Below are 17272 nucleotides of genomic sequence, written 5' to 3' on the forward strand. Positions count from 1 at the left end.
ATCTTGTGCGGATAGGACTGGTGACCGACGTCCCAGATCAGCCGGTCGTCGGGGGTATCGAAAACGTAATGCAGCGCAACGGTGAGTTCGACGACGCCAAGCCCCGCGCCCAAATGCCCGCCGGTAACGGCGACCGCATCGATCATTTCCGTGCGGAGCTCCTCGGCAAGCTGCGGCAGATCGGATTGTGGCAGGGCGCGCAGATCGGCCGGGATTTTGACCCGGTCGAGGAGGGGTGTCTTCGAGGCGGGATTGGAGGCTGATTTCGGGGTGTCGGGCACCGGACTTCCCTGATTTTGCGGGGCTCTCACCCCTGAAATCTAGTGTCGCGTCTGCCGATGCCTATAGCGTCTGCCTACGCCGGGGGCAATTTGTCCGATGGACGCGATTTGGGCTCCTTGCCAGGGTTTTCACGGCGGCCTGCGGCCGACCGCCACTGGCATTGGCACTGTGCGGCATCAAGCGTGACTGGGACGGTCCAGCGCTAAAGCGCCCGCCGAAGCACCTATGGACGGCATCCCCGGCAATGCCTAAGGGATTGGCCCGGCATTGCGGCCCGCGGGTTTGCGAAGGATGCGAGGACTTCGGCAGTCAATCGAGCGCCATGTGGCGAAGGCGGTCGAGAGATTTCTCGGAATCGATCAGCTATACAGCCTGTGCCGCGACCTAGCAGCGACCCCCGAAACGTTTTCGGCGCAACTGCTCAGTGCGCTATCAATTGGCACCGAGTGGCGGGGATTGCCGTTGTCGTCTGTGCCGTCGCATGGACCGCTGATTGTGGTCTCCAACCATCCCTATGGTCTGGTCGAGGGGCTTGCGCTTGACGCCATGCTCCTGTCCAGGAGGACGGATGTCACGGTTATGGTTTGGCATATGGTCGCCCAGCTGCCAGGCACTGAAGACCGCGGCATTTATGTCGATCCGCTGCGGCTGCCGGAGAACCGCAAACTCAATGTGCAGGGCTTTCGCAAGGCGCTGGAATTGCTCGGACGCGGCGGGGCATTGCTGGTCTTTCCGTCGGGTCAGGTTGCGCGCTATTTCTTTTCAGCCGGTGCGGTGGTCGATCCGCCGTGGAATCCGCATGTTGCGCGACTGGCCAGGCGCACCAAAGCGCAGGTGCTGCCGGTTTATTTCGAAGGGCACAACGGACCGGCTTTCCAGCTTGCCGCGCTTGCATTGCCGCGTTTGCACCAGTCACTTTTGATCCGCGAGGTCAATAACAAGCGCGGCTTTACGCTGCGTGCGACGCTTGGCCCGCTGATTGAAGCGGACCAGTTGACCGGATTTGCGACCGACGAGGCCGCAATCGCATTTTTGCGGAGCCGGACCTATGCGCTCGCCGGACAAGCAGCCTGACCAAACGGAGAGTCCTGTGGTTGCCCGGGCCTGCGATCCAGAGTAGAGAAATGCCGATGCCGATCCCGTCTCCTGTTCCAATCGTCCGGCGGCGCGTCAACATCCCGTTCGATTCCGCAACGACGTGCGGCTGGCTCGCTTCCGAGAAGGACATCGAGGATGTCCTGAACGCGGTTTCTTTCGTATTTCCGCCGGGAGAACGCTTCTTTATCCGCTCCGTCCAGAATTATCAGGACCGCATTGCAGATCCTCAACTCAAGGAACAGGTAAAGGCATTCGTATTCCAGGAGGCCATGCACAGCAAGGAACATGCGCGCGCCAATGCGCGGCTGGCAGAAACGTTCACGCGCGGTCCCGAAATCGAGGAAGCGGTTGCCCGTTCGCTGGCGCGTGTTTCAAAATATGCGCCGCGGGCCTCGCAGCTCGCGTTCACCTGTGCGCTGGAACACTTCACCGCCATCCTCTCGCATAATCTTCTGCGCTGGCAGGGCCCCTTTATCGAAAAGGCAGATCCGGCGCTTGCGGCCATGTGGTTGTGGCATGCCGTCGAGGAGGCCGAGCACAAAGCGGTGTGCTTCGATGTCTACCGGGAGGTCTGCGGCAGCGGTGTTTTAAGCTATCTGCACCGCATCGCCGCCATGATGGCGGCCACCGTGCTGTTCAGCTATTCGATATTCTTGTCCGTACGCTCTTTGAAACAGAGCCGCAAGGAACGCGGTGAGGCTGCACCTGGTTCTGACCACAGCGAGGCGAAGGATGCGAGGCCTTCCCAAGGTCTGACGCAAATCTTGCGCGAGATCGTTCCGCTACAATTGTATTTCGACTATTACCGGCCCTCGTTCCATCCTTGGAATACGGACGACTCCGCGCTGATCGACGAGTGGAAGCGCCGCTACCGGGATTACGCACCGATCCGCGACGCAACGCCGGCGGAAGCCTGATATCGCGAGTAGGATTGAATGTCCGATTTTCGCAGCTATTGCCTGACCGCGGCACGCAATTTTGAGGCGCTGGCCGATCTTGACGACGTGGTGCAGCGCGCGATCGAAGCGGTTTATGCGGCGCTCGTGCGCGGCAACAAGATCATGTTCTGTGGCAATGGCGGTTCGGCCGCCGATGCGCAGCATCTCGCCGCAGAACTGGTGGGGCGCTATCTGATCGAACGCGCGCCCTTACCGGGGCTGGCGCTGACCGTCGACACGTCGGCGCTAACCGCGATTGCGAACGATTATACCTTCGACCAGGTGTTCGCACGCCAGCTTCGTGCGCTCGGCCGGGAGGGCGACGTGCTGGTCGCAATTTCGACCAGCGGCAACAGTGCCAATGTCCTGCGTGCTATTGAGGCCGCCCGCGAGAAAGGGATTCCGACCATCGGATTGACCGGCCGGTCAGGCGGCCGGATGCGGCAGCTATGCGACCTTTGCATCTGCGTGCCGTCGGAGCAGACGAACCATATCCAGGAAATGCATATCGCGATTGGCCATGCAATCTGCGGGGCCGCCGAGCGCCGGCTGGCGGATCGTGCTTAGACTGCCCTCAGGAATGGCGTTTTGAGGCGGAGCCTTGGCCAATGGCGAGGGCGATCGAACCCGATTCGCTGCCGCTTTGGACGATCCAGGATCCAAATCGGTAGGGATTGCTTAAGCCTGTTGGCGGATTTCTCCGCGCTCGCAAGTCGTGACGACCGGGCAGGACTGCCGTCGTGAGAAAAATTTAGATTTTTCAATATATTAAGCTTAACAGGCATGGCGGTCCTCGTTGTTGCAATTTGGCAACGGCAACTCTTGATATGTCATCGCGGCTGTTTCTTCGCACTGTTTCGGGCTAGCCTGTCCCGTGGAAATTCGGGGGATCTTGAGTGCCCAAACGGCATTTGAGTTGGGGACTTGTTTGCCTGTGCGCCGTTTTGGTAACGGGGTGCGGAACTGTGCCCTCAGCCGGCCCAACCGCGTCTGAGATCGTTTCCAACGAAAGCAATACCGGAATCATCAGCGGTTATGTCGTGGTGGACATCGACGAGCGCATTGCCGCGATCGTCGCCAAACGGCAGGCTCCCACCCTCTACGGCATGTTTCGTGACAGCCGGCGTCCGCCCGATGTGCGCATTGGCAGCGGCGATGCCGTGACGGTGACAATCTGGGAGGCGGGTTCCGGCGGGCTGTTTTCGTCCGCGAGCATCGACCGCACCAGTCCAGGCTCGCGAACCGCTACGATTCCGGAACAAGAAGTTTCGCAGAACGGAACAATCCAGGTGCCCTATGCCGGGCGACTGAAGATCGCTGGTCTGCGTCCGGCCGAGGCGGAAAGTCTGATCGTCGATTCCCTCCGCGGCAAGGCGATCGAGCCACAGGCAGTCGTGACCATCACAAGAAACCGGAACAATACCGTCACCGTGACGGGCGAAGTCACCAACGGCATGCTGGCGCCGGTCAGCGTCAAGGGCGACCGCGTGCTCGACGTTATCGCTGCAGCTGGCGGATTGCGGGCACCGGGCCACGAGGTTTTCGTACGGCTGACGCGTGGTGAGAAGAGCGCCAACGTACCGTTCAATATCCTGCTCGCCGATGCGCGCGAAAATGTCTACGTGCGACCCGGAGACGTGCTGACGGTCGTGCGAGAGCCGCAGCGTTTCACCGCTTTCGGCGGCACCGGCCGCAACGAATTGATCCAGTTCGACGCTGCGGGCATGACGCTGGAACAGGCGCTGGCCAGGGCAGGGGGTCTTCTCGACTTCCGGGCAGATTCCACCGGTGTGTTCCTCTTGCGCTTCGAACCGGCCTCGCTGGTTGCCGAAATGTTGCCTGAGCGCAAGGAGCAGATCGCCACGAACTACGTGCCTGTGGTCTATCGCCTCAATCTGCGCAATGCCAATTCGTACTTCATGGCGCGCGCCTTCCCGATGCGCGACAAGGACATTCTCTATGTCGCCAACGCGCCGCTGACTGAGGTCCAAAAATTTCTGTCGGTGATTGGAACCATCACGGCGCCGGTGCTACAGGGTGCGGCTGTCTACGGCGTTGTCAGGTAGGCACCCTCAAGAGACGCTACCTGGCGCAACGCGCCGTCATCCTCTGGTCGCGATATTCTTTATAAGTCCCGTGCCTTGCAGTGATTGTCCAGCTCGCACCGAGCCTCGCCAGCAAAGGGCTCTTCTATTTTTGCGCGGCTGGGTTGGCAATGTTGCTCACATACCAGGCATAAGTCTTGCGCAGGCCATCGGCGAGGCTCGTTTTCGGCCGCCAACCCATCGCGAATAGGCGTCGCGAATCCATGAGCTTGCGAGGCGCGCCGTCCGGTTTGCTTGGATCGAAGCGAAGCGAGGCCTCGACGCCCACAGCACGCGCGATCTCGGTCGCAAGCTCTCCGATGGTGACCTCCTCGGCCACACCGACATTGATATGATCCTCTTCGTTGTAGTGTTTCATCAAAAACACCAGAGCGTCGGCCAGATCGTCGACATACATGAATTCGCGAAGCGGCGCGCCGGAGCCCCAGACGATCAACTCCTTCGCCTGGCCGGACTTGACCGCATGGGCCTTCGCGATCAGCGCCGGAATGACGTGGCTCGACTGCAGGTCGAAATTGTCGCCCTGGCCGTAAAGGTTGGTCGGCATCGCTGCGATGAAATTCGCGCCATACTGGCGGCGATAGGCTTGGCACAGCATGATGCCGGCGATCTTGGCGATCGCGTACCATTGATTGGTCGGTTCCAGCGGCCCGGTGAGCAGCGCGTCTTCGCGCATCGGCTGCGGCGCAAGCCGCGGATAGATGCAGGACGAGCCGAGGAACATCAGCTTTTCGACGCCATTTCGATGTGCGGCGTCGATCAGATTGGTTTCAATGACCAGATTGTCGTAGAGAAACTCCGCCGGTCTCCGGTCATTGGCGAGGATGCCGCCCACCGTTGCGGCCGCGATGAAGACCGCTTGGGGCCTGTGCTGCGCCATCCAGCGCTCGACGGCGTCCTGGCGCAGCAGGTCGAGCTCCGCCCGGCCCGCTACAAGAATCTGGCAATCCTCGCCCTGCAGCCGCCGGACCAGCGCAGAGCCGACGAGGCCACGATGACCGGCGACAAAGATCCGCTTGCCTTGCAGGCTGTAGTCGAGCGGCGGCATCATCAGATAAGCCTGAGGTCGGCCTCGACCATTTCCGTGATAAGCTGGTCGAAAGTGATACGGTGCGCCCAACCGAGGTCGCGCCGCGCCTTGCTGCAGTCGCCGAGGAGGTTATTGACCTCGGTCGGCCGGAAGTAGCGTGGATCGATCGCAACCAGGACGGCGCCGGTTTTTGCATCGAGACCGACCTCGTCCTGCGCCTCGCCCTTCCAGACCAGCGTGCGCCCGACCGCCGCGAACGCCTTTTCGATCAGCTCGCGCACGGAATGCGCTTCACCTGTGGCCAGCACGAAATCGTCCGGCTTATGGTGCTGGAGGATCATCCACATGCCTTCGACATAGTCCTTGGCGTGACCCCAGTCGCGCCGCGCTTCCAAATTGCCGATATAGAGCCTGTCCTGTTTTCTGGCATGAATGGCGGCCACCGCGCGCGTCACCTTGCGTGTGACGAATGTCTCGCCGCGGATCGGACTTTCGTGGTTGAACAGGATACCGTTGCTCGCGAACATGCCGTAGCCTTCGCGGTAATTCACCGTCATCCAGTAGGCGTAAAGCTTTGCCGCCGCATAGGGGCTGCGTGGCGCGAATGGGGTCAGTTCGTTCTGCGGGGCAGGGCTGTTGCCGTAAAGCTCCGAGGTGGACGCCTGGTAGAAGCGGACCCGGTCTTCCATTCGCAGGATGCGGATGGCCTCAAGCAGGCGCAATGGTCCCAGGGCGTCGGCATTGGCCGTGTATTCCGGGGTTTCGAACGACACCTGTACATGGCTCTGGGCCCCCAGATTGTAAATCTCGGACGGCTGTGTCTCCTGGATCAGACGGATCAGATTGGTGGCGTCGGTGAGGTCGCCATAGTGAAGGAAAAAATTGGTGTGGCCGAAATGCGGATCCTCGTAGAGGTGGTCCACGCGCTGCGTGTTCAGCGAGGACGAGCGGCGCTTGACGCCGTGCACCACATAGCCTTTGGCGAGCAAGAACTCGGACAGATAGGCGCCGTCCTGACCGGTGACGCCGAGAATGAGGGCGGTTTTCGTCATTGCATCCGATTGCGGTTAAGCTTGTTGCATATCGCGCTATTTGGCGCGCCGCAACCGGCGGGCTGGCGCTTGGCTAACGCGGGTTGTTGCGCCGATCAGCGGAGTGGGGGACCTGATGCTTCAGGAGTTTTCGCAGATGCCGGAGCACGGCTTCCGTGTTCATCCGGAAATTCATCTGGGACGCCTCTGGGTGCAGAATGTCATGGCGCAGCAGCTTGGCGTCCGGCACGTCCTCGACGTCTTGCGGATCCGGCATCAGCATCGGCGCCGGGTCTTCCATGAATTCCGGATCGTGGTAGATGCGCAGGTCGCCGCGGTGCAGGAGATTCCAGCGGCCGGTCAGAGCTAGTCCGGGTTTGTTGCAAATCCAGCGATACTTGGTCAAGCCGGCGCCATAGACCGATATGAACAGATCGGCCTGTGCAATCCAGATCAGGCTCTCCGCCATTGGACGCCCGATCAGATCGATTACTTTGACACGGGAATCCGGTGTAATTTGCAGAAACTGTGTGACGATCCGCTTCTCAGCGTCGATATAATCGGCACCGGCGTTATCGTTGCATCCGTCGAACACGATGATGACGTGCCCGAACTCGCTCACAAAAAATCGTGCAATCTCAGCACTGGCCTCTGCAAAATCGACCAGAGTCCGATTGTGCGCTCGCAATCCAATCACGACAACCGGACGGCGTTTGTCGACAGGGTCTTGCCCTAGGCCGCTCGTCACGCCTGCTGCCAGTGACTCGTTCAGGCCCAGAACCCGGGATCGCAGGCGTGACGTAATGTATTTGTTGATCGGCCCGAAAAGGCAAAGGCTGGAGCGGTAAATGTGCCGCGCCAGGGTTGTTGCGCGTAGTCCGCGTTCAATGCGCCCCTCAAACTCCGGAAACAGCCGGTCGAGCGGACCGAACTACTCGTTTCTGGCGCCATCGAGCAGGATGATTTCAGGCGTCTGCGATCGAAGCGATGAAAGACGGTCAAGTTCACCAAGATCGTTCCAGAGGTGATGGGCGATATTGTGATGGACGAACACGAGCGCGTTTGCTCGCGGCTGCGGCGTCTGGAGATATTGTTCAATGTCGGCTGCATGGGAGAGCGCATGGCGAGCCACGAGCAGATGGACCGGAGTTCCAAAAAGTCTCTGGATGGCCAGACCATCCCAGCCGGGCGCGAAAATGATCGCGCGCTCACTGGGTAGATACAAGGCACACACCTGCGCCCATCCAAGGACCGGAGAGATCAAGTAGAAGACAAGCGAGTGGGTCTCGTCGACAAAGCGATAGGCAAAGAGCTGGGAGGTGAGCACAAGGCTCCCCTCATTCTTCAAGATCCGTCCGTCAACCGGCGAGCGGCAGGTGAATTCACCGCTGGTCAGCGCTCTTTCGACATGGAGCGATGCTTTGTCGTCCGTTGTCAGAAGCTCCCGAACAAGATCTGCGCGCAGGATATGATCGCCTATGGGCACCGTGCCGGCAATGCCGGTTACATCAATCTCCCGCGGGGTCAGAGCCAGTTCGTCCGCCCAACGGCGCAAACAATTTGAAAGCAACAGGTCGGCGTAGCGGAACAGAGCGCTGTTCGTCGTGATGGTTCTTGCTGTTTCCGTAAGCTGCGGCCGTACCGCGCAGACCACCCCGTGCCAAATTTCGCGGGCGGTCGGCCGACGGAGGTCAAGGATGCCGAGCGCGTCCACGGGCCAGCCCGAAAGATCCTCCGGCAGCCGTCGCCTCTCCTGATCGAAAAACCATGCATCTTCGGCGCCGTTCTTGTGGCGCATGCAAAGCGCGAGCAAGGGTGCAAAGCCTTGGTCCACGCCGATCACTCGCCAGCCGTCTTGTGCGGCGTTCGACAAAAGCTCGATTACGCCGGGAGGACCGGCAGCCTGTACCCGCGGATTGGAACTGGCATAGGTGCGCGACCGGAACAACGGATGCGGGTCGCGGCCTTGGGCGTTTCCGCATCTGATGAAGTGTAGCAACGGATTCCAGCCGCGTGCGTCAGGATTTTGCCTCGCGTACCAGCGGGTATCGAAAAGCGGCGAGTGATCGTAGCCCTGTTGCGCGCCGACATGCAGATAGTGAACCAGCGGATTCAGACCGGACGGTCCCGCATCGTGGTAAGTCGACAGGTACCACGCAGTATCGAACAGCGGATGCGGATCGCGGCCCTCGCGGCACCCAAACTCGACATAGTGGACCAGGGGATCAACCCCCGCGGCCTTCACATCGGCATTGCCGGATAGGTACCAGTCGAGGTCAAAGAATGGCTCGATCGCAGCGAGAGTTGCCCGCCGATTGTAACGCCACTGCAACCATCGAAGTCGCCATCGGGCGAATATCGGAGAGAGAACGGTCAGGAAAACCTCGGTCGGCACCCTTTCATCAAGCCGTCAATAGACCAAGGTCTGAAAAAGGCAAATCGAAGAGACTTCGAGTGCTCAATAATCTCGACATTATTGACATTTGCACCAGCGGATAGCGGGTTTGTGGCCTGATGGTCAAACTCACCGACACCGGCGGCGCGCCAGTGTTGATCATCCTATCAGCAGGCAGCCGAGTTTCTCAGCGCCTCTTCCGGCGGCTCGCTTGCACATTCGATGTGGCGAACGCTCTTGGCCGGAGAAAGCGAGGGAGCCAGGCGAGGTGCGAGTTCGCGCATGTCGGGCCGTTCGTGCTCCGGGCGGGGGCCAAGGGCTGTTCCTTTAGCTGTGTCGTCATGAGTACTTCTTGGTTCTCTTTCGCCGGCGGGATCGTCGACCGACGATAAAGCACCGACCGGCCGCATGTTCCAGCTTTCCACGCCGATTGCGCAAAAGTGACCGTCGGTGACGTGGAGTGGGCATTTTGCGCGGGCGGCGGCCTATTTTGAAACGATTGTCCCTTCGTGATATTGAACGCGGACAAAAATCGCTTGTTCGATGGGGTTGTCGTTCAGTATGTTGCGTCGGCTTTGTAGGCTGTGGGCGCTGGAAGGGCATGTCGATCGTCTGGATCGTTACCACGTCAGCGGATGGGCGGCTCGGCCGGGTGGACGGGCGCCGCGTCTGAGCATCGTTGTCGATGGCAAAGTCCTGGACCGGATCGTTCCGGGCATGGTGCGATCGGATCTAAGGAAAATTTATCGCAGACCCGTACAACTCGGGTTCAACTATGTATTCGATCCTCCGTTGCGGGAGGGTGCACAGGTCGCCGTTACCGACCGCTTTGGCCAAAACGTTGCCAAGTCTCCCGGCCGTGTTCCGGCCGAACCCCCGTTCGATCCAGCCTCGCTCAATGACGGTCTATCGACCGCGGTACCGCCACGCGATCTGATCTTTCTGGTCGTGGGGCATCGCGATCCGCAGGCGTTTGCGGTAAGCCGCAGACCGGCGGTCGACTTTCTGCTCGAGCGCCTCCAGGCGGCCGGCGTAGACGTTTCTTCGTTGAGAACGATCCTCGATTTCGGCTGCGGTTGCGGTCGGGTTCTGGCGGGGTGGGAACATGTTCTTCCGGCTCAGGCGCGCCTGATTGGATGCGATATCAATCCAAGACTGATCGCCTTTTGTCAGGCACAGATCCCGTTTGCGAGAACATTTGTTTCGAAATTCCGTCCGCCGCTGGAAGGAATTCAATCCGGTGAAATCGACTTTGCGTATGCGGCCTCCGTGTTTACCCATCTGGAGCCCGCAGACATTTCGTTATGGTCAAAAGAGCTGGCGCGGATCATCCGCCCCGGCGGCCATCTCCTGCTCTCGTTCCATGGCGCCGGTTTCGACGATGTTGTAGCGCGCATTTCCGACACTGGACCCGAGCAACTCAAGGCCACCGGGATCTATACGCACCTGCACTCCGACCCGCGGCGCACATCCTCGGGCTCGAACGACTATGCAACCTTCATGACCCAGAGCTACGTGGTCGGTGCATTCCCATTGTTCGAGGCTGTCGAAATCTTGGCCGGTTCGTCAAACGCCTTCATGGCGGGACACGACATCGTCATGTTCCGTCGCCGCTAGGGCGGCAGACCTGCTGCATGTGCGTGGCGCATTAATCGTCTATCGGACGCCTCCAGCAAAGAGTTCGGCATGCGGGGCACGATAATTGTCAGGACTCGCCCGCTTCATGAGGTCGGGTCGTGTGACCAGCAAAGCCTTGAAAATCAATGTGAAACTGGCTTTGTTCTGCCAAATTTTCAGTAAAAAGGCTATCCAAAAAAGGAAAATAAACCCAATTATCCGGTTGATACCACAAGCCACATATGCTGTATTTGCAGCATCAAACGGGGCTTGGGCCATGACTGACATCTTCTCCGCAGCGCATTTCCGGGACGACAACGCCGCCCGCGAATACCTGCAAACCATCCTCTGGCCCGAAGGCCCGATCTGCCCGCACTGCGGCGTGGTGAACCATGCCTATGCGACCAAGAAGCCCGGCGTGTTCCGTTGTGCCGAAGCCGAATGCCGTAAGGACTTCACTGTCACCATGCGCACCGTCATGGAGCGCAGCAAGATCGCCCTGCATAAGTGGCTCCAAGCCTTCCATTTGATGTGCTCCAGCAAGAAGGGCATTAGCGCCCATCAACTGCATCGCACTCTCGACATCGGCTATGAAGCCGCTTGGTTCATGTGCCACCGCATCCGCGAAGCAATGCGCGATGGGGGCCTTGCACCGCTTGGTGGTGGCGGCGGCATTGTGGAAGCCGACGAAACCTATTTCGGCAACGTTCCCGAAGCCAAGCGCCCGACCAAGACGACTAGCGGTCGCCCGTTCACCAAGAAGGGCAAGACCGGTCCGAGCGGCAAGCGCGCTATCGTGTCCCTTGTCGAGCGCGGCGGTCGCGTTCGCTCATTTCATCCCGCGACGGCTGACGGTGAGACTGTCGCAAAGATCGTTCGCGAGAACATTGAACGCGAGACGCGCCTGCATACCGACGAAAGCCGCCTCTATGTGAAAGTCGGTGCAGAATTTGTTGCGCACGAGACAATCAATCACGCCGCGAAGGAATACGCTCGCGGCGACGTAACGACCAACACCGTCGAAGGCTATTTCTCAATCTTCAAGCGCGGTATGCGCGGCGTCTACCAGCATTGCGGCGAAAAGCATCTGCATCGCTATCTCGCCGAATACGATTTCCGTTTCAATCACCGTACCAAGCTTGGCTTTAACGATGGCGAACGTGCTGCTCTTGCCGTGAAAGGTGCTTCCGGCAAGCGCCTCACGTATCGGGGGCCTGACAAAGCCTGATTTCAGCCGACAGGCTGGCCGCTTTAACCGCTGGCGAAAGAAGAACCCAAAACCAAAGCGCAAAGTGAAAGCGCATTTGGGTTCGGTAGCTGTGGATAAGCAGGACTCTCGAATCAAAAAACGGCGTGTATATTCGTCCGTTGACCAGCCCAGATTGACTGGTTTTCCCCGCTCTCACTGACGCGCTGTTTTTGGCACGGCGCAATGGTGCGGCCGGAGACGTGAGGCTCAGTCCTCACTGGAGAACACGCCAATGCAGGCTTGTCCCGTCCACCAGCCGGTATTCGTGACCGATTATGTTCGGGTACGTTTCGGTAAGGTGGAGCACGTTCGTGCCCACTGTCGGAGTCTGCCCAACCGTTAAGGCGAAAGCCGTAAAGGCCAAGCAGACCCCGTCTCAGTGACGTGAGAACGGAGAAGTCGGGAAGGCACCCCGGCTTCTCCACCCTTCCAACCCTTTCAGGCCAGAACCAGTTGCGATTGTGGATCGCGAAATTTCATCCTGATAGCCGCGCTCAGTCCCCTTGATTCGCGGTCCAATCACAGTAAGCGCATCAAACGTAGTTCTCAAGTTTTCTTGCGCTTTTTAACCTTTTTCGGCGCGGGCTTGTGCTTCGCGCCAGCTACCCGCGCGCCGCGCAATGCTGCCTCAAAGCGCTTCTGAGTTTCCGCTTCGCTGAATTTGTCGTCCCTGGGTGTTCTAGCCATGGCTAAGCTTCCAAACAAAAAGGAAAACGAAAAATCACAGAAGGCCCTTGAAGCCTACCACCTAGCATTGGGTAAAGTTGCTCACGCTTGGAACCATATGCAAGAAAACCTTGGCGTATTGTTCTGCGAAATCTCAGGCCTAGCCGACATGATGGGTATGGGCATTTGGCATGCGCTTAAAAGTGATCGTACCCAACGCGACCTCCTTGAGGCGGCCTTGAAAACACGGGCCTCCGATGAGGGCTTTGGCCAAACATTTCCAAAAGCTAAAGTTGATATTGAATGGCTACTAAAAAAAGTGAACGCACTCGCCGACAGCCGCAATAGCGCAGTACACGCACCGATTTTTGCCCTCCCAAGCGAGGACGGGGGAAGTGAAATCCTACCGTTCACGCTCCTCCAGAATCCCAACGCCGAGAAACTTAGCGAAAAGGACATATTGGCCGAATTCGAATGGTACGAGGGTTACTTTACTGCCCTTAGAAAATTCGCGGCATCTATGGCAGTGGCATTAGCACACGAGCGCTTGGGTTTTGTACTCGGGCCATGGCCAGAAAGACCTCTCCTGCCAACCGTGAGGCAGAGAAGTGGCCACCAAGATCGCAACCGCCAACGCATTCCTCAATAGCCTCAGCACCCGCCCGGATCATCTCAGGCGTCACTTCGATCTCAGTTTCCGAGGATTCAGCCTCGGATCGCACCGGCCTGTCGGCCATTTACTAGGACTAGTCCTTGTGGTATCAACCGGATAATTGGGAAAATAAACCTAGGCTTTCGCAATGGGTCAATAAGGGTTGCGCACCGGCGCGCTATGTCTCACGAGGCCAGGAATAGTTTCTGTTCGTTGCGCTTTCGTGCTGAATGTCCTGCCACACGGCTTCGATCCGGACAAATCGTACAAGAAACTGTCGCGCGAGCTCGGTTCCGATATAACTTTTGCCGGACCCCTTCGGGCCCACGAGCAGCACGATCCTTTTCATTGGCGGCCTCCCGTTGGGAGGCCACACGCTCCAGTCCGCATGCCACTATCTCCTGTTTTCGATTTTGGGGGACAATGTAGATACGAAAAAGTCCGTGCCGCAAATATTCCAGCCGCAGTGATTCGAAAGACCCGCTTCCGTGCTCCGTCGTGCCTTCTTTATCGCGGCCGATACCCATAACCAGCCTTGGCTGCATATTCGGTCAATCGTTCAATCAAGGTGGTCAAGTTAAGCGCGTACTGGTCTGTCATGTGGCCTTCGGGTGCCCAGATTTGCATTGGCGCTTTTCCACATCTCGGCTGCTGATGCGCCGGTTTGAGAGCCGCGTGAGCCCAAACTCAATCGCTGCGAGCTAATCAGCGACCTCAAGGTGACCGCCGCTTCAAGCCATGATGCCTTCATCGAGCATCCGAACGAAGTGCAGCCAGAGACGTCCTGGTGGCGTCGGCTAGTATCATCTAGGCTAAATGGGCAGCCGAGATCTCAGCGCAGCGGCACGTGAATCACTTTGATGCAAGGAACGCCGTCCGGCGTTGCGTGATCGACGCGCGCGCCTGCTCACGAAGTTGAGCCAACTCTGCTTTATCGCGTTCTGCCAGCCGGAACGCCTGATCCTTGCCGGCAAGATACGGATTCGGCCATGTCTGCATTTCCCAACCATAATGGGCCGACGCCGCCAGCGTAAAGTTCGGGTTGATGAGGTGCGGGCGCGCAAGCGCCACGAGGTCCGCACGTCCCGCCGCGACGATGGTGTTGATCTGGTCTGCTGTCGTGATATTGCCGACCGCAATCGTCGGCAGTTCGGCTTCGCTGCGGATCGCGTCCGAGAACGGCGTCTGGAACATGCGGCCATAGACGGGCTTCGCCTCCGACGAGGTCTGACCGGCCGACACGTCGATGATGTCGAGCCCGCACGCCTTCAGCATCTTCGCTATCTCGATCGCATCATCGATATCGAGGCCGCGCCCGGGCACCCAGTCGGTCGCGGAAATGCGAACCGACATCGGCTTGTCCGCGGGCCAGGCCTCCCGCACCGCATCGAACACTTCCAGCGGATAGCGCATGCGGTTGGCGAGACCGCCACCATAGTCGTCGTGGCGCTGATTGGTCAGCGGCGAGATGAAGCTCGACAGCAGGTAGCCGTGCGCCATGTGGAGCTCGATCATGTCGAAGCCGGCGATGTGTGCGTTCTTCGTGGCATCGACGAACGACTGGCGCACCTCAGTCATCTCGGCGCGCGTGATCTCGGTCGGTAAGTGGCCGTCGGGACGATATTTCAGCGCGGAGGCTGACACCACCGGCCAATTGCCCTCGCTAAGTGGCAGGTCCATCCCTTCCCAGCCGCGCCGGGTCGAGCCCTTGCGGCCGGCATGCCCGATCTGAAGGCAGAACTTCGCCGCGCTATTCGCATGGACGAAATCGCAGATGCGGGTCCACGCCTTCACCTGCTCCTGCGAGTAGATGCCGGGGCAACCCGGCGTGATACGCGCGTCCTCGCTCACCGATGTCATTTCGGCGAACACGAGTCCCGCGCCGCCCTGTGCCATCTTACCAAGATGCACCAGATGAAAGTCGCCAGGGATGTTGCCAGGCTCCGCCGAATACATGTTCATCGGCGAGACCACCACGCGGTTCTGCACCGTCATCGCGCCGATGCGGAACGGCGTAAACATCGGAGGCGGCGGATTGTTGGTCGGCACGTCGAAATTCAATTCGCTACGCACCTTGCCGGCCCACCAGCGATCGACCTCGGCGCCGAAGGCAGGATCGCGGCGCTTGAGATTCTCGTACGTGATCTGCTTCGAGCGCGAGAGGAGCGAGAAGGCGAGCTGCATTGGTTCGAGCTTCCAGAAGCGGCGCGGTTTCTCAAACCAAACCAAGCTCACATCCGCCGCATGCTGGGTCTTCTCCACGTCTTCACGCCGGGTCTTCTCGTAATGGTTCAGCGCATCGGGTACGTTCGCCTTCACTGCGAACGAACTCGCGAGCGCGATCGAATCCTCCATCGCGAGCTTGGTGCCGGATCCGATCGAGTAATGCGCGGTGTGCAGCGCGTCCCCGATCAGCACGACATTATCGCGATACCAGCGTTCGTTCTTGATCATCGGAAAATTGCGCCAGATCGAGCGGTTGCTCAGCACCGGATGGCCGTCGAGCAGATCGGCGAACGTTTTCTGCAGATAGGCGACCGTCTGCGCTTCGTCGGCCTTGTCGAGCCCGGCGCGCAGCCAGGTCTTCTCGTCGCATTCCGGCACCAGCGTGCTCATGCCCGGCTTGTACTGGTAGGCGCCGAGGATCCAGATACCGTGCTCGTTCTCGCGGAAGTCGAAGGTAAATGCGGGGAAGGACTTGGTCGTGCCGCACCAGACGAACTTGTTCTGACGCCAGTCGAAGCTCGGTTTGAAATGATCGGCGTAGCGCGCGCGGATGGCGCTGTTGATACCGTCGGCCGCGACGATCAGGTCGCTCGGCGGCAGCGCATCGAGGTCCGCCACATCGGTCTGGAATTTCAGTTCGACGCCGAGCGCGCGCGCCCGCTCCTGCAGCAGCATCAGCAGCGTCTTGCGCTCGAGCCCGCAGAAGCCGTGGCCGTCCGAGCGGATGATCCGGCCGCGAACGTGAATGTCGATCTCGCCCCAGTAGACGAAGTGCCGCGCGATCGCCTCGAAGGTCTCCGGGTCGGCGTTCTGAATGTTGTCCAGCGTCTCGTCCGAGAACACGACACCGAAACCGAAGGTGTCGTCGGGCCGATTGCGCTCATAGACCGTGATCGCATGACCCGGATCGGCCTTCTTCATCAAGATCGCGAAATAGAGGCCGCCCGGTCCCCCGCCGACCACGGAAATCTTGAGCGGTTTGGTCATCAGTGCATCGCTCCTCGAGCCTGCCCGCAATCTTCACGGAAATCCGGCCGCTGTCATGATCCCGGGCTGTCGCGGGCTGATTTGCGTGCAATTATGGGCTATATTTTGCATTCGGGGGATAGCGTCCGACTTCGGACCGGCCGACACTTGTGTGGTGGTTCGGACGACCCACACTTCGGATAGAAGCGAACTTCCGTTTCGCGACACTAGCCGCGACCGGGCATTCTACGGGAAACCCCATGCCAGCGCCGCTTCCCTTGCCAATGCCGAAGTCACGCGCGGAGATCGCGACGATCCAAAGCGAGCGCAAGCGCATCGCCTTCGACCGCGCGCGCAACTTGCCCTGGTATCGCCGCAAGCTCGATCACGTCGATCCGGACCGGCTCGACGATCCGTCGGTCTGGCAAACCATTCCAATCCTCGACAAGGACATCCTGCGCACCTTCGATCACGCAAGCTTCATGGAGCAATTCTGCGCGGTGCCGCATTCCGAGATCGCGGAATTCTGGCGCTCCGGCGGCTCGACCGGCAAGCCAGTGTTCTATCCGCGAACCGCCGATGACGTCACTTACGGGCTCCTAACATGGGGCCGCTCGTTTCCTTGTATCGGGATCGGCAAGGGCGACCTCGTGCACATGTCGTTTCCGATCGGCATTCACCCTGCAGGGCAAGTCTGGGCGCGCGCCGCGCATTGGTTCGATGTCGGCATGAACTGGGTCGGCGCCGGCAACGCGGTGCCGTCGGAGGCGCAACTCGGCCTGATCGAGTCGCTGAAGCCGACCGTGTTCATCGGCATGTCGAGCTTCGCCCTGCATCTCGCCAATCTCGCCGAAGCCAAAGGCATAGACCTCGCCGATTCGTCGGTGAAAAAGGTGGCAAGACAGACGGAGGCTAGATAGTTTCGGGCCAGCCTGTCGTACCGTGTCGCGATACGCCTGAAGTCCTTCAACCGGTTGAAGGCGCTCTCGATCTGCCAGCGCAGTTTATAGAGACGCT

At 59.6% G+C, this 17272-nt stretch carries 16 protein-coding genes and 1 pseudogene; 8 read left to right on the forward strand and 9 right to left on the reverse strand.

Annotated features, from left to right (window positions below; genetic code table 11):
- Positions 1-281 (reverse strand): 1-deoxy-D-xylulose-5-phosphate synthase N-terminal domain-containing protein (locus ACK41X_RS17665; RefSeq protein WP_409726020.1); only part of this gene is annotated, 281 nt, incomplete at its 3' end.
- A gap of 472 nt (positions 282-753) precedes the next feature.
- Here ACK41X_RS17665 and ACK41X_RS17670 point away from each other — a divergent pair.
- From ACK41X_RS17670 to ACK41X_RS17685, 4 genes are all read left to right on the forward strand, one after another.
- Complete coding sequence (locus tag ACK41X_RS17670; RefSeq protein WP_409726046.1) at positions 754-1356, forward strand: 1-acyl-sn-glycerol-3-phosphate acyltransferase; 603 nt, start codon at positions 754-756, stop codon at positions 1354-1356.
- A gap of 50 nt (positions 1357-1406) precedes the next feature.
- A complete protein-coding gene (locus ACK41X_RS17675; protein ID WP_409726022.1) occupies positions 1407-2297 on the forward strand; it encodes a metal-dependent hydrolase in 891 nt (296 codons plus the stop codon).
- Between the two features lie 18 nt (positions 2298-2315).
- Positions 2316-2885, forward strand: a complete 570-nt coding sequence (locus ACK41X_RS17680) for an SIS domain-containing protein (RefSeq protein ID WP_409726024.1) — start codon at positions 2316-2318, stop codon at positions 2883-2885.
- A 398-nt stretch (positions 2886-3283) separates the two neighbouring features.
- Positions 3284-4384 (forward strand): polysaccharide biosynthesis/export family protein, encoded by a 1101-nt coding sequence (locus ACK41X_RS17685; protein WP_409726026.1) that lies wholly within the window; start codon positions 3284-3286, stop codon positions 4382-4384.
- 124 nt (positions 4385-4508) lie between these two features.
- Here ACK41X_RS17685 and ACK41X_RS17690 read toward each other — a convergent pair whose 3' ends face one another.
- The 4 genes from ACK41X_RS17690 to ACK41X_RS17705 all read right to left on the reverse strand — a co-directional run bounded on the left by ACK41X_RS17690 (position 4509) and on the right by ACK41X_RS17705 (position 8879).
- A complete protein-coding gene (locus ACK41X_RS17690) occupies positions 4509-5474 on the reverse strand; it encodes a GDP-L-fucose synthase family protein (RefSeq protein ID WP_409726028.1) in 966 nt (321 codons plus the stop codon).
- On the reverse strand, positions 5474-6505 hold the full coding sequence (gene gmd, locus ACK41X_RS17695; RefSeq protein ID WP_409726030.1) for a GDP-mannose 4,6-dehydratase: 1032 nt from the start codon (positions 6503-6505) through the stop codon (positions 5474-5476). The genes ACK41X_RS17690 and gmd overlap by 1 nt, the downstream gene beginning before the upstream one ends.
- A gap of 73 nt (positions 6506-6578) precedes the next feature.
- Complete coding sequence (locus tag ACK41X_RS17700) at positions 6579-7106, reverse strand: hypothetical protein (protein WP_409726032.1); 528 nt, start codon at positions 7104-7106, stop codon at positions 6579-6581.
- 309 nt (positions 7107-7415) lie between these two features.
- Entirely contained in the window at positions 7416-8879 is a 1464-nt protein-coding gene (locus ACK41X_RS17705; RefSeq protein WP_409726034.1) for a hypothetical protein, read from the reverse strand.
- Positions 8880-9422: 543 nt separating this feature from the next.
- Between ACK41X_RS17705 and ACK41X_RS17710 the strand changes: the two genes are divergently transcribed.
- Positions 9423-10496, forward strand: a complete 1074-nt coding sequence (locus ACK41X_RS17710) for a class I SAM-dependent methyltransferase (RefSeq protein WP_409726036.1) — start codon at positions 9423-9425, stop codon at positions 10494-10496.
- 277 nt (positions 10497-10773) lie between these two features.
- On the forward strand, positions 10774-11724 hold the full coding sequence (locus ACK41X_RS17715; RefSeq protein ID WP_409726048.1) for an IS1595 family transposase: 951 nt from the start codon (positions 10774-10776) through the stop codon (positions 11722-11724).
- Positions 11725-12291: 567 nt separating this feature from the next.
- On the opposite strand, the gene ACK41X_RS17720 is transcribed toward ACK41X_RS17715, so the two are convergent.
- Positions 12292-12432, reverse strand: a complete 141-nt coding sequence (locus tag ACK41X_RS17720) for a hypothetical protein (protein WP_409726038.1) — start codon at positions 12430-12432, stop codon at positions 12292-12294.
- Here ACK41X_RS17720 and ACK41X_RS17725 point away from each other — a divergent pair.
- Positions 12431-13060, forward strand: a complete 630-nt coding sequence (locus tag ACK41X_RS17725) for a hypothetical protein (RefSeq protein ID WP_409726040.1) — start codon at positions 12431-12433, stop codon at positions 13058-13060. The genes ACK41X_RS17720 and ACK41X_RS17725 overlap by 2 nt on opposite strands.
- Positions 13061-13241: 181 nt before the next feature.
- On the opposite strand, the gene ACK41X_RS17730 is transcribed toward ACK41X_RS17725, so the two are convergent.
- Positions 13242-13412 carry an AAA family ATPase gene (locus ACK41X_RS17730; RefSeq protein WP_409726042.1) on the reverse strand — a complete coding sequence of 57 codons (171 nt, stop codon included), beginning with the start codon at positions 13410-13412 and terminating at the stop codon, positions 13242-13244.
- Positions 13413-13915: 503 nt separating this feature from the next.
- Positions 13916-16276, reverse strand: coding sequence for a bifunctional salicylyl-CoA 5-hydroxylase/oxidoreductase (locus ACK41X_RS17735; protein ID WP_409726044.1), 2361 nt, complete (start codon positions 16274-16276; stop codon positions 13916-13918).
- 239 nt (positions 16277-16515) lie between these two features.
- Here ACK41X_RS17735 and ACK41X_RS17740 point away from each other — a divergent pair, with 239 nt between their 5' ends.
- Complete coding sequence (locus ACK41X_RS17740) at positions 16516-17175, forward strand: phenylacetate--CoA ligase family protein (protein ID WP_409726050.1); 660 nt, start codon at positions 16516-16518, stop codon at positions 17173-17175.
- Here ACK41X_RS17740 and ACK41X_RS17745 read toward each other — a convergent pair.
- Positions 17151-17272: pseudogene (locus ACK41X_RS17745) on the reverse strand (transposase); the annotation flags it as partial. The gene ACK41X_RS17740 and the pseudogene ACK41X_RS17745 sit on opposite strands and share 25 nt — an antisense overlap.

Source organism: Pseudorhodoplanes sp., from assembly GCF_046289595.1.
Taxonomy (GTDB): domain Bacteria; phylum Pseudomonadota; class Alphaproteobacteria; order Rhizobiales; family Xanthobacteraceae; genus Pseudorhodoplanes.